Source organism: Bacillus sp. NEAU-CP5 (assembly GCF_026420705.1).
Taxonomy (GTDB): domain Bacteria; phylum Bacillota; class Bacilli; order Bacillales; family Bacillaceae; genus Bacillus; species Bacillus velezensis.
Genome location: NZ_JAPMOV010000011.1, coordinates 1 through 14,897 on the forward strand (window position 1 = coordinate 1; position 14,897 = coordinate 14,897).

Below are 14,897 nucleotides of genomic sequence, written 5' to 3' on the forward strand. Positions count from 1 at the left end.
TTTCCGCAGGCTCTGTTTCCAGCGCGTCTAAAAAGCTGTTGACCATCGCCGGAATAAAATGCGCGGTCGTCACCTTTTCTGAGGCAAACGCTTCAATCATCCGCACAGGATCTTTCTCCCAGCCGGCCGGAAGCAGATACACGGAGGCGCCGGACATCGTCCACCAAAACAATTGCCAGATGGAGGCATCGAAAGAAAAGGATGATTTCAACACGATAATATCCTCTTCCGTTAGCGGGAACTGCCCTTGCATCCCTGATAAAAAGGCGGCGGCCTGACGGTGTTCAACAGCCACTCCCTTCGGTGTTCCCGTCGAACCGGACGTATAAATGATATAAGCGAGCGAATCAGCATCCGCTTCGTCAGAGACAGCCCCTGTCTCCGTCTCGCCTGTCAGAGAAGAAAGAGACACTTCAAGCGTCTCGCCGGAAAAACCGGAAACGGATAACCCCGGCTGTGCAAGCAGGAGACAAGCGCCGCAGTCATCGAGCATATAACGCAGCCTGTCCTCAGGATACTCCGGGTCAAGCGGCACGTAGGCGCCGCCCGCTTTTAACACGGCAAGCACAGAAACCACCATCTCCGGCGAGCGTTCAGCGAGTACGCCGACCATGCTTTCTTTGCGGACGCCTTTTTGGCGGAGCCGAACAGCGAGTCTGTCTGTGTACTGGTCAAGCTCGGCGTACGTCAGCATGCCGCCCGGAAAACGGAGCGCCGGACGATGCGGCGAAAGCGCGGCACGGCGGGCAAACAGCCCGTGAAGCGTCGGAGCCGGCGGTTCAACCGTTTCTGTACGGTTAAACGCATCAAGCATACTTCTGGCTTCACACGCATCAAGCAATGCGATCTCGGAGGCGCAAATTTCAGGATCGGAGATGACTGAATTCATCATATGCCGTAAAAATGTTTCAATATTCTTCATAAAAATACGATCGTATATACCGGTATCAAAGTTTAAGCGGATATAAAGAGAATTTCCCGGAATCACCTTTATGCTGCATCCGTAGTTTGTGACTTCCTCCATCGTGAAATCTTCTACCGCAAAATCAAATGAACCGGCCTGACTCACATTTTCAATTTCACGCTGGGCCGGCACATTTTCAAACACGATAATGTGGTCAAACAGCGCTTGCTTCAAAGGGCTTTGTGCCTGAATGTCATACAGCGGATAATAGCTGTACGCTTCTGCTTGCAGCGTCTCCTGCTGCAAATGCCTGACGAGCTCCAGAAAAGAAAATGAACCGCTTTTCACCCGCACGGGAATCGTATTAATAAACAGCCCCACCATTTTTTCCACGCCTGCGAGATCCGACGGCCGGCCGGAAACGACAGAACCGAAAACGGCGTCATCACAGCGGCTGACACGCTGGAGCAAAATGCCCCACAGTGCCTGGAACACTGTATTCAGCGTTGCTCCCGCCCTTGCCGCAATGTTCTTCAACTCATTTGTCTGCTCTTCAGAAATGGTGAAAACCGCCTGCTCAAGTTCGCCATTTGGTTCCGCGGATTTTTTCGGAAGAGACGCCGATTGCTCAAGATCGGCAAGTCTCGTTTTCCAAAAAATCTCGGCTTCTTTACGATCCTGCTTCATGAGCCATTTAATATACTTTCCATATGACTGAACAGGCTCGAGAGACGGGAGCCGCCCGTCTCCGAGAGATTGATAGATCATCAGAAATTCCTTCATGACAATTCCGAAGCACCAGCCGTCCATGACGATATGATGATGGCTCCATATACAAACATAGCGTTCAGGCGCTTTTTTCAAAATGGAGACTCTCATGAGAGGGTCTGATTGCAAATCAAAGCCTTTATCTTTATCTTCTTTTCTGAACCGGTCGGCATATTTATCTTGTGCCTTCTCGTCCAAATGAGAAATATCATGAAACTGAACGCGGCTCGGCCTGTTTTTCAACACGACTTGGCGGGGCTTCGCCACATTCTTATGAATAAATGTCGTACGGAAAATATCGTATCGTTCAAAAACAGCATCTATACTTTTTTGGAATCGTTCCCGGTCAAGCTGTCCGCTGATCGTAAACACCGCTTGTTCGAAGTAGGCTCTTGAGTCATGATCCAACAGAGAATGAAAAAGCATGCCCTCCTGCATAAAAGATAAAGGATATATATCTTGTATTTCCGGTTGCTGCCCCATTGCGCCACTCCTTTTCTATAGTTTGTTGACGGCTCCCATAATGTCACTCAGATCTTCCAGCGTTAACTCCTCGTCACTGAAATCAGCGGCGCTCCATTCACGCTCCTCTTTGCCTGTGCAATGCGTGATGATTTGCTTGAGAAAGGCATGAAAACATCCCGTCAAAACTTCAATCGTTTCTTTTTGATACTGAAAACGGTTGTACACGACATGCATGCTGAGACATTCCGACGATACGGAGCCGCTGATATCAAGTGTGTACGGACGTTCCCAGTCTGGGCTGACTTCATTTCCCGCTTTTACGGGAGAAACACCAAAGCCGCTGGAACGGATTTCACGGTCAAACTGTCCCAGATAGTTAAAACTGATTTCAGGAGAATCGGATTCAGTCTCTTCCCAGAGTTTGCTTATATACTTCAGCACCCCGTATCCCGCTCCTTTATGCGGAATGCGGCGCATCATGTCTTTTGTCCGCTTAATGTGATAGCCGAGCCGCTCGCCGTCATCAGCCTGATCTTGAAAACTTGCGTCAACCAATACCGGATAAATTGACGTAAACCAACCGATGGTTCTGCTGATATCAAGATGCTCCAAGTGCTCTTCCCTTCCGTGGCCTTCCATGCTGATTTTGAATGTCTCGTTTCCGGTCCATCTGTTCAGCGCAAGGCTTAACGCGGCAAGCAATAATTCACCCGTCTCTGTTGTGTATGCTCTGTTCGCTTCCGTTAACAGCTGCTCAGTCTCCTGTTTCGTCAATGTAACGGTCATCACATCTGTATCTTTCAGAAGATTGGAAGAGATGCGGGCATCTTTCGGAAGCGGTTCGACCGCCGCTTTTTCTCTTTCGGACCAGTAGTCTGCTTCCTGTAACAGCCGGCGGCTTTTTGCATAATCAGAGATTTGCTTCGCGTAAGTCTGATAGGAATCGGTTTTTGCCGGAAGCGCGGTTTCTTTTCCTTCGAGCGCCTGCCTGTAGCACGCGGTGAGATCTTCAAATAAAATCCGCCATGATACCCCGTCAATGACAAGGTGATGAATGGAAAGCAGCAGATGATCGCCATCATTAGCGTGAAATAATCCGACAGCTACGAGCGGACCCGTCTCCAGCCGAATGGAAGTTTGAATACGGGCGGCCGCCTGTTCAATTGCGGCGTGCTCCTCTTGTAATGACCCTTTCCCTCTCACGTCAAGCGTTTCAAACGTAAAGAGTTCTTCTTCAGAAAGCTTTTCCGCTCTGTTATATTGAATCACCGATCCGTTTTGCGTGCCGCATACCATCCGTAATGCGTCATGATGAACCGCAAGCTGTGCCAACGCTTTTCTCATAGCAGATTCATTGATTCTGTCCGCACTGCGGAGCATTACGGACTGATTAAAATGATCATGCGGCAATGATTGCGACAAGAACCAGTGCTGGATCGGCGTCAGCGGCACGTCTCCCGTGACGGGAGCCTGATCAATCACGCGGCGGACTTTCCGGAGCCGCATCGATACTTCTCCCAGTGTCTGATGCTCGAACAGCTCGCGGACGGTCGTTTCATAGCCCTGCTGTTTCAGCCTCGCACATACTTGCAGCGCTTTAATCGAATCCCCGCCGAGATGGAAGAAATGAGCATTGGGGCCGAGGCCTTCAACACCTAAGAGTTCTTCCCAAATGTCAGCCATCATTTCTTCAGTTTCATTTCTCAGGCTGATATCATCTCCAAGGCTATCATTTAATTCAGGCTGCGGGAGCGCCTTCTCGTCCAGCTTCCCATTCGCCGTCAAAGGCAGTTCATCAAGCGCTATCAAGCGGGCGGGAATCATATATTCCGGCAGAAAAGCTCTGAGAGAGGCCTGAATCTCTGCTTCTTTTATCTTTTCGTTCCCGTGTAAGACCGCGTATGCGTAAATGGAGTGCTGACCGTGCTGATCAGCACGTGTGATCACGGCGGCCTCTTTCACGGAGGAAAGCTCTTGCAGCGCTGATTTAATTTCTCCCAGCTCAATTCTGTGGCCTCTGACTTTTACTTGCGCATCTTTCCGCCCGACATATTCCAGTTCGCCATTTAAGAGCCTTTTGGCGATATCACCCGTCCGGTAGAGCCGCATGCCGGAAACGTGCGGATTCGTGATGAAACGGGAGGCGGTTAAATCATCCCTGTTTACATATCCCCTCGCGACGCCTTCCCCGCCGATATAAAGCTCACCGGGAATTCCGATCGGCTGCGGATTCATATAGGCGTCCATAACAAAAGCATGAAGGGTTTCCAGCGGTCTGCCGATATTGCTTTTGTTTCTCTCAATATCATCCATATTCAGTTTTTTGCATGTGACGTGAACCGTGGTTTCCGTAATACCGTACATATTAACAAGCTCCGTCTCCGGGTACTTCTCTTTCCAGCTTTTCAGCATGCCGGGCTGAAGCGCTTCTCCGCCGAAAATGACATATCGAAGCTTCAGCTTGTCCGTATGCCCGGCCTCTTCATGAATGAGTCCGGAAAAAGCCGTCGGCGTTTGGTTCAGCACCGTTACGCCTTCACTTTGCAGCAGCTGCCGGTACAAATGCGGATCACGGGCTGTGTCTTTCGGCACGATAACTACCTTTCCGCCGTATAAGAGCGCGCCGAATATTTCCCAGACAGAAAAATCAAAGCAATAGGAATGGAACAGCGTCCAGACGTCTTCAGAGCCGAAATCAAACGGCAGTCCTTTATGTGTGATAAGGCTGATGACATTGCGGTGTTCCGTCATAACGCCTTTCGGTTTTCCGGTTGTGCCCGATGTGTAAATCACGTAAGCCGGCTGTTCAGGCGTTATCATTTCTTTCGTTCTGTCTGCTGAAACGGATTCAGGCTTATCGATGTATAAAACCGGCAGCCCGTCCATTCCGGATATCCCAAGACCCGATTGCGTCAACAGAGCACGCGCGCCGCTGTCAGTCAGCATAAATGAAATCCGCTCGTCCGGATAGTCAGGATCAATCGGCAGATAAGCTCCTCCCGCTTTTAAAATACCGAGAATCCCAATCAGCATATCCGGAGATCGTTCGGTCATAATTCCGACAATCTGTCCGGAGCGGATGCCGTTTTCCGACAGCATATCGGCGATTCGATCCGCCTTTTCATTGAGCTCGCGGTAGGTGAGACGCTCATGAGACATGACGGCTGCAATTTGATCCGGCATTTTTTCCGCCTGTGCTTCGAATAAACTGACAATCGTTTCATGCCTCGGATACTCCGCCGTTTGATTTTCCGCTTGAAGAAGCATCTGCCGCTCGTTTATGCCCAGCAAATGAATGTCAGACAGCTTCCGTTCGTAATCCGCTGCAATTTGTCCTAAAAGCTCTTTAAAATGACCGGCCCACCGTTCGATCGTATCTTTTTCAAACAACGCGGTACTGTATTCAAAATGAAAATCCAGTGAGCCATCTGGCCGTTCCTCGGCATGAAGCGTCAAGTCGAATTTTGAAATGTCATGCTTCACTGCATGTGAAGAAACGGATAAGCCCGGAAGGTTCACTTCGAAATCATCACTGTTTTGCAAAACGAGCATGGCATCAAACAGCGGATTGCGATTGACTTCCCGGTGTGTATCAAGCTTTTGGGCAAGTTCTTCAAACGGGAAGTCCTGATGTTCAGCCGCGCCGAGGGCGAGCATTTTCACCTCTTCTAAATAAGCGCGGAATGTCTTATCCCCTTTCGGCCTGCTTCTCATTGCCACGGTATTTACAAACATGCCGATGACCCCGTCAAGCTCAGCGCGGCTTCTGCCGGCCGCAGGTGAACCGACGACAATGTCTTCCTGTCCGCTCAATTTAGAAAGGAACAAGGAGTAGCTTGCCAAAAGAATCATATACAGTGTCGAACCCGTCTCATCCATGAGCTGGCGCAAATTCTCCGCCGTTTCCTTTTGAAGGCGCGTTCGAACCGCGGACCCGCTGAAATCAGGAAGCTGCGGGCGCTTTTTATCGAGCGGCAGATCAAGTACGGGAATGTTTTCCCCGATCGTCTCCAGCCAATAACGCTCATGTCTTTTGAATTCTTCAGCGGCAAACCGCTCATGCTGCCAGACGGAAAAATCTTTGTACTGGAGTTTTAACGGCCGCAGCTCTTTTCCTCTGTACAAATCCGTCAATTCTTGAATCAGAACGCTCATTGACACACCGTCTGCGATAAGATGATGCATATCAAGCAGCAGAAAATGACGTTCTTCAGTAACTTTGGCTAAAGTCACTCTCAAAAGCGGCGCTTTTTCCACGTCAAACGGTTTGACGAAAGTTTCCATCACCTCTTGAAGAAGGTTCCCGGATGGCATGTGAATCTCTGTGAGGTCAAGATCGACATGTGCATGTATTTGCTGCATCGGCTCCCCGTTTCGTAAAACAAATGAAGTGCGTAACGCTTCATGCCTTTGTAACAGCGCTGAAAAGGCTTCGTGCAGGCGATCCCGGTTGAGTCTGCCGCTCAGTTCCAGACAAGCGGGCATATGATAGCCCGTACTGTCCGCTGCAAGCTGATGAAGGGCATAGAGCCTTTTTTGCGCAAAAGATAGCGGGTACAAGTCCTTTGCCACAGCAGGCGTGATTTCTGCATATTCTCCTCTTTTCCTCTGTTCAAGGAAGCGGGCCATGCTCTCGATGGTCGGATGTTCAAAAACATGGCGGACGGCAAGTTCAATTTGCAGCCGTTTATGTATGTTTGAAACAAGCGACGCGGCTTTCAGCGACTGTCCGCCGATTTGGAAGAAATCATCTCTCATACTGATGTGTTCCCGTTTCAGCACTTCTTGCCAAATAGACAGCAGCTCAGTCTCAAGCATTGTGCGCGGAGCTTGATAATCACCGGTTCTCCCGGCTTCTTTCGGCTCAGGAAGTGCGGCCCGATCAAGTTTTCCGCTCACAGACAGCGGCATTTCCGTTAATTTGGTAAAGCTTCCCGGTATCATATAAGCAGGTAATCTCCCGGCCAATTCGGCATGAGGGTCAAATGTCACACCCGCGTTTTCCAGTACGACATAAGCTGCAAGCTCCTGTTCCCCGTCCGCCGTTTTGCGCACGGTGACTGCCGCCTCTTTTACCCCGGACAGACTTCTGAGTGCCGTTTCGATTTCTCCTAATTCAATTCTGTAACCTCTTACCTTCACCTGATCGTCAAAGCGTCCCATATATTCAATCGTTCCATCCGGTAAAAATCGGGCTGCATCTCCCGTTCTGTACAGCCGTTCACCTTCACGAAACGGATGAGGGGCAAAGACTTTGTCCGTCAGCTCTTTTTGCTGAAAATATCCGTCCGCCAGACCTTTTCCGGAAATACACAGTTCACCGACGGCTCCGACCGGCTGCAGCCGATCTCCGTGCATCATATAGACAGAAGTGTTGGCAATCGGGCGCCCGATCGTAATCCGGCTGCTTTTTTGCAGGTTGCGCAGAATCGTCGTTGCCACACTGTTTTCCGTCGGGCCGTATTCATTCAGCAGCTCGGCATTCGGGCATATGTTGCGGCTCGCTTCCACGATATCAGGAGTGGCCGCTTCCCCGGCAAATGTCACCGCCCGAAGTGTCTGCGCATCCTTTTTCGTCAGCGAATCAAGCAGAACGCGATACAGAGACGGAACGATCAGAAGATGGCTCACTCCGTGGCGGGTGATTTTCTGTTTTATTGAAAGGACGTCTTTCGCATCATCTTCATCAGTTAACAATACACAGGCGCCCGACAGAAGCGGAGTGAAAAGACTCGTTAATGACCCGTCAAATACGTATGAAAAAAGATGAAGCGCTATGTCCCTTTCTGTCATCCCGTATTCTTCACGCCGCCATTGCAATGTATTGCTGATCGCTTTGTGTTGTACAAGCACCCCTTTCGGCCGGCCTGTCGTTCCGGAGGTGTAAATGACATACGCCCAATTTCCGCTGTCAGATACCGGCGGAAGCGGTGCGGTCTGCTGGGAAACCGTTTCCTCCATGATGACGACGCTGCCCTTGAAATGCGGCGGAATGAGGGGGAGCAGGTCCTTTTCGGTCACGAGCAGTGAGGCTTCACTGTCTCTCAGTAAAAATGAAATCCGTTCAGGCGGGAATTCCGCATCAATCGGCATATAGGCGCTGCCCGACTTCCAAATTCCGAGCAGAGCGGCAACCGTACTCATTGATCGGCGCAGCATAACAGCGGTGATCTGGTCGGGGCGTGCGCCTTTTTCCCTTAACGCATGCGCAATCTGATTCGCCCGCTGATTTAATTTCTTGTAGCTCCAGCTTACCCCGTTATATCTCAACGCCTCTTGGTCAGGCGTTTTTGCCGCCTGTTCTTCAAACAGCCCATGAACGGTTGTCTCAGGGTATGGACGGTTCGTTTCGTTAAACGAATGAATCAAGGCTTCTTCCTCCGGAGGCACGAGACTGATGCTTGATAAAAGCCTGTCCGGATCTTCCGTTACACAGGAGATGACCTCCAGAATATGCCCTTTGATCCGTTTCATGTCTTCCCGATCGTAGATGCCCGCATTGTAGCTGAATTTCACATAAAACTCTTCTCCCGGAACGATGACGACGTTAAGATCGTAATTGGTTTCTTCCGCCATCGAAAAGTTTTCAAGTGAGAGCGCACTGCTTTCCGTTTGCTGCCAGCCGTTTACCGCAGTCTGCATCTGAACCGGATAATTCTCAAAAACCAGGATGTGGTTCAAGAGATCTTTTTGCAGACCGCTCTCGTTTTGGATGTCATAAAGCGGATAATAGCTGTGCTCTTCCGCAGCGAGTGACTCTTTTTGCACCTTTTTGAGGAGAGAAGAAAAAGTCATATCCCCAGCCGCGCGCACCCTTACCGGCACGGTATTGATAAACAGTCCGGCCATGGATTCAATGCCGGCGATAGCTGACGGCCTGCCGGAAACAACTGAACCGAATACCGCATCTTCAGTGCCGTTGTAACGGTGGAGAAGCAGTCCCCAAATGCTCGTAAATAAAGTATTCAGCGTGACCCCGGTGCTTCGGGCAATGTCTGTCAGTTTTTGCACGGTTTCAGACTCAAGGGAAAATTGAAAATGCTCAGATGCATAACCGTTTTGCGCCGGCTTATTCTTCGTTTGCGGAACGGAAACGACTTCTCCGTAATCTTCCAAGCAGCGCGACCAGAACGCTGACGTTTCTTCTTTATTCCGGCTTCGGAGCCATTTGATATAAGAACTGTAAGGAGCCGGACTGCCGAGGTTTACAGGCCGCCCGTTTCGGATCGCATAATACATGCTGAAGAAATCTTTCAGCACAATGCCCAAGCTCCAGCCGTCCATCATAATGTGATGGTGAGTCCAAACGCATGTATGGCGGTTTTCTCCCGTTTGAAAAAGAGTCAGGCGCATTAAGGGGCCTTTTTGCAGATCAAAGCCCTTATTCCGGTCGGTTTCCTTGAATTCCTTAATGATGTTTTGCTGCTGTTCTTCCGAATAATCTGAAATGTTCTCAGTCTGTACGGCTGTGTCACGGCGTGAAAGGACAACCTGCTGCGGCCCTTCAAGGTCAGGCACTTCTTTTATGAAAATCGTTCTGAAAATATCATAACGGCTGACAAGCATATCCAGACTTTTTTGGAATGTATCAATGCATAAATCCCCGCTGACTGTAAACGAAATCTGCTCGACATATGCGTTTGATCCGGAATCCAGAAGCGAATGAAACAGCATGCCTTCCTGCATATATGATAAAGGGTAAATATCTTGAATTTCTGTCGCTTGTGTCACGAATGCCACACACCTTTTTATGAAATTAAAGTCCTTTTACGAGATCTTCAATGCTTGATAGTGCTTGAACGGTCAATTCTGTATGGCTGTAATCCGTTAATGTTTTTTCCCGCTCTTTCTTGCCGGAACAGTGGGCGATGATGTCCTCGATGTGAGTATGGAAACGATTCATGAAGACCTCGATTGCCCCCGGTGCAAATACATCGGTATAAACGGCTTTTACCTCCAGTTGCCCGGCCGCCACCATCGCGTTAATATCCAGATCAAACTCGCGGATGCGCCCGGCCGCTATATCATGCTGCGGCTTGAACGGTGACATCTTCAGCGTTCCCTCAAGACCGTCAAACGCACCGAGATAGTTAAAGCTTATTTCTGGGTCTTTATAAAGAATGTTTCGCGAATATCTCAACAGCCCGTAGCCGGTTCCGTGATAAGGAACCCGTCTCATCATGTCTTTTACCGTCTTTATGCGGTGAGCGGTTTTTTCGCCTGAGCCGCCCGGCACTCTCATATCCAAAAGCACCGGGTAAACAGATGTAAACCATCCTGCTGTTCTTGACATATCAATGTCAGGCATATGCCCTTGGCGCCCGTGCCCTTCAGTGCTGATAAGGATCTGTTCAGAACCCGTCCACTCATGAAGCGCCATTCCAAGCGCCGTTAAAAGCAATTCATGAACATCCGTTCCGTATGCCTGCTGTGTTTCCAACAGCAGCTGTTTCGTGACTTCGCTGCTTAATATCCACGATGCCGTGCGCGCGTTTTCCTGCAATCGTCCGGCGTTTTCATCAGTTATTTTCGGCAGCGGCGCTGTTTCACTAGACATCACGCTGTCCCAGTATGCGGCTTCCTCCAGCAATGCTTTGCTTTTGGAAATGTCAAAAAGCTCTTCGGCATACTTTATATAAGAATCGCTTTTCGGCGGCAGTTTGATTTGTTTGCCGTCCAATGCCTGCTGATAAGCTGTCTGCAGATCTTCAAGCAATATCCTCCATGACACGCCGTCCACGATAAGATGATGAATTGTTATAAGAAGATGGTCGGCTTCCTTCTGCCGGAACACTCCGAGATGAAGCAGAGGCCCTTGATCAAGACGCATAGCCTGCTGTATTTCTTTTTCCTCAGCGGCTATCCGTTTTTCGGGCTGCGTTTCTTCTGAAATATCTATGACGTTAAGCGTAAAGATTTCTTCATACTGCTTTGTGATTCCGCGATTATATTGAACCGTTTCCCCATGCTCATTTTCAGTGAAAGTCATTCGCAGCGCATCATGATGTTCTGTCAGCGCGCAAACCGCCTGATACAGCGCATCTATTTCGAGGCTGTCTTCACTGCACAGCATGACCGCTTGGTTATAATGAAGCTCAAACGCACCCGGCTCCTCAAAAAATCTCTGCTGGATCGGTGTCAGCGGAGCGCTTCCTTCTATCGGCCCCTGATCAGCCATTGCAACAGCCGGCATGAGGTGCTTCGCGAGTTCTGCAATCGTCGGGAACTGAAACAAATCGCGGATCGACATGTTCCAGCCTTCTCCCGCGAGTCGGGCTGACACTTGAAGCGCCTTAATGGAATCTCCCCCAAGCTCAAAGAAAGAGTGATGAATTCCCGCTTTCTGAACATGAAGCACATCTTCCCAAATCCGGCATAACATCTCCTGTTTTTCATCGCCGGGCGCGACAAATGCCTGTGTTGAATGTATCTCTTCTGCCGGCAGTGCCGATTTATCAAGTTTGCCGTTCAGTGTCAGGGGCATGCTGTCTAAACCGATAATATGAGACGGCATCATATAAGCCGGGAGCTCCTGCATAAGAGACTGGCGAAGTGATGAGATATCGGCCTCTTTAGGAACGATGTATGCCGCTAATCGGGCTTGTCCTTCAGCATCTTTCATCACGGTAACAGCCGCTTCTTTGACTTGATCGTGTTTCAAAAGCACACTTTCAATTTCTCCCGTCTCAATTCTGTAGCCTCTGATTTTTACCTGCTTATCAATCCGCCCTTGAAAACGAAGAGTACCATCCGGCAGCCAGCAAGCCTGATCTCCGGTTCTGTAAAGCGTTTCTCCCGTTTGTAACGGGTCACTGAATGCGTCCTCTGTCAGCTCAGGCTGTCCCCAATATCCTTTTGCGACGCCGGCGCCCCCGATATACAGCTCTCCGAAAACGCCGATCGGCTGGACCTGTTTGTCTTTGTTTAAGACGTACATTTGCACATTCGGAAGCGGAACACCGATCGGCACATCATCTTCCCGCGGCTCTTCGCTCATTTCGGCTTCATAATACGAAGAATCAATTGTCGCTTCTGTTACACCGTAGCTGTTAATGATCCGCATTTCTTTTCCGAAGCGTTCATGAAGCGTATAAAAATCCTGCGACTTGATCATATCTGAACCCAGTACAAGTATTTTTACACTTTGCAGCGCGAGGTTCCGGCGATATATATATTCCATAAACGGAACTACCAGCGCGGGTGTCGACTCCATAAACGTGATACGGTGCTGATCAATGAGCCGATAAAGCTGTTGTGGCTCAAGCCGGACGTCATCCGGACAAATGACAAGCGTTCCCCCGTTTAGCAGGGCGCGTGCAAGATCCCCTGAAAATACATCAAATGAGAAACTCGCCATCTGCAGCACTCTGACCGGTATAAGATCAAGCTCATAAATCCTGCGCCATGCAAGTGCTGCATGCGTAAAGCTGCGATTTCTGACTTCGACTCCCTTCGGCGTTCCCGTTGTTCCCGAAGTATATATGATATATGCAGTATCATCCGGTGACGCTGCCGGCTGAATATTCTTTGCACAAATATCGTATTGATCTTCATGATCAAGCTGAATGAGAAATAAATTGTTATCCGTCAGCTGTGAAGCAAGTTCTTTGTATTCTGACTGCACCATCAAGACGGATGCCGCGCTGTCTTTTAATAAATAGCGAATCCGTTCCTCGGGATAATGGGAGTCAACCGGTATATACGCCCCTCCCGATTTCATGACGGCAAGAACACTGACGATCGCTTCAATCGAACGGTTTGCCAATATAGCTGCTCTTTTTCCCGGACCGAATCCATTTTTGTGTAATGTTCGCGCAAGCCGATTTGCCCGCTCATTAAGCTGCAAATAGCTGATCTGTTGTGCTCCTTCAATAACAGCGGTCTGATGAGGCGTTTCTTCTGCTTTCTCTTCAAACAACTGGTGAAACAGTTTGTGTTTTTCCATGAATTCGGTTTGTGTGTTATTAAACTCAATCAGTAACTTTTGTTTTTCTTCTTCATCCAAAATGTCAGCTTTCGATAGTGTGACTTCCGGTTCGGCGGCAACATGGCGCAAGAGATTCAGTAAGTGGCCCATCCAGCGTTCAATCGTTTCTTTCATAAAAAGCTCGGTGCTGAATTCCATTTCAAAGCGGATGTTTCCATCGGATTCAGCCGCTGATAAGGTCAGGTCAAAACTTGATACATCATGTTCGGTATGCTCTGATCGCGACGCTTTCAGACCGGCCAGATTTATCTCCTCTCGCTCCATATTCTGAAGAATAAACATCGCATCAAACAGCGGATTGCGGCTCATGTCCCGCTGCACACCGAGCCGTTCCACAAGCTCTTCAAACGGATAGTCCTGATGCTCATACGCCTCAAGCGCGGCCTGGCGGACTTCCGCCAAGTAATCGGTAAACCGTTTGTCTCCTTTCGGCTCCGTTCTGATGGCCAGCGTGTTGACGAACATGCCGAGAATCGGTTCAAGGTCTTTGTGCGGACGCCCGGCAATCGGCGAGCCGACGATGATGTCTTCCTGCCCGCTCAATCTCGCGAGTAACGTATTGTACGCGGCGAGAAGCACCATATACAAAGTGGAGCCGTGATCCCGGGCGATGCGGTGAAGGCCGGATGCCGTTTCAGCGTCAAGCGTGCACGATACGCTGCCGCCCGCAAAGCTTCTGACAGCCGGACGGGCCTTGTCAGCCGGAAGCTCAAGCACCGGAAGCTCTCCTTCAAGCCGCTTCAGCCAATAGGCTTCCTGCTTCTGGTACCCTTCTTTCTCCTGAAACGACCGCTGCCAGACGGCATAGTCTTTATATTGAAGGCGCATCGGCGCAAGCGAACGGCCTGCGTACAGCTCGCCGAATTCTTTTATCAAGGTGTTGACGGACACACCGTCAGAAATAATATGATGCATATCCGTTAATAATAGATGGCGTTCGTCTGATTCTTTCACGAGAGCCGCACGGAAGAGCGGCGCTTCCTCCAGACAAAACGGCCGGACGAATGCGTCAGCTGACTCGGCCTCATCCAGCTGAAACGGTACGCTGTCATGGATGCGCTGCACCGGTTCGCCGTCAGGCCCCGTTTCAAAGGACGTTCTGAGCGACTCATGCCGCTCCACAAGCTCCCGGAACGTCTCCTCCAGCCGGCCGCGGTCAAGCGGGCCCGTCAGTTCCAGCACAGCCGGCATATTGTAGCCGACACCGCCGTCTTCAAGCTGTTGGAGCACATACATCCGTTTCTGCGCCGAAGACACCGGGTAGGTGTCCTGTGTTTGCGCAGGCTGAATCGCTTCATACGGGCTCTCTTCCAAGTCCTGAATGACCGAAGCGAGCTCTTCCACCGTCGGCCGGGCGAAGATGTCTTGTAACGGCACCTGAACACCGAACTCTTTGGCGATGCGGGAGACGAGAGCCGTCGCTTTTAACGAATGGCCGCCCCGCTCAAAAAAGTGATCCCGGATGCCGACGGGGCCGTTTTTCAGCACCTCTTCCCAAAGGGCGCAAAGCTTCATTTCCGTGACGTTCCGCGGGGCGGTGTACGCCCGTCTGTCTGCCGCTCCGCCGGGAGCCGGCAGTGCGCGGCGGTCAAGCTTTCCGCTCGGTGTGACCGGCCATTCGGTCATCTTTATGAACTGAGCTGGCATCATGTAAGCCGGAAGGCGTGTCGCAAGCTCCGCCCGCACGTCATCGCTTTCCCGTCCTTCAATATAGGCGTAAAGCGCGGTTTCGCCGTGTTCGTTCCGGGCGGTGACCGCCGCCTCACGAATGCC

The 14,897-nt window shown here is 50.3% G+C and carries 3 protein-coding genes; all 3 read right to left on the reverse strand.

The window, feature by feature from the left end; genetic code table 11:
• Positions 1–2,155, reverse strand: a 2,155-nt coding sequence (locus OTK50_RS19730) for a condensation domain-containing protein (RefSeq protein WP_266122005.1), incomplete at its 3' end; no start/stop codon positions are given.
• A 15-nt stretch (positions 2,156–2,170) separates the two neighbouring features.
• Positions 2,171–9,868: a non-ribosomal peptide synthetase gene (locus OTK50_RS19735; protein WP_099320054.1), complete on the reverse strand. Its 7,698-nt coding sequence runs from the start codon at positions 9,866–9,868 to the stop codon at positions 2,171–2,173.
• Positions 9,869–9,893: 25 nt separating this feature from the next.
• Positions 9,894–14,897 (reverse strand): non-ribosomal peptide synthetase (locus OTK50_RS19740; protein ID WP_266122006.1); only part of this gene is annotated, 5,004 nt, incomplete at its 5' end.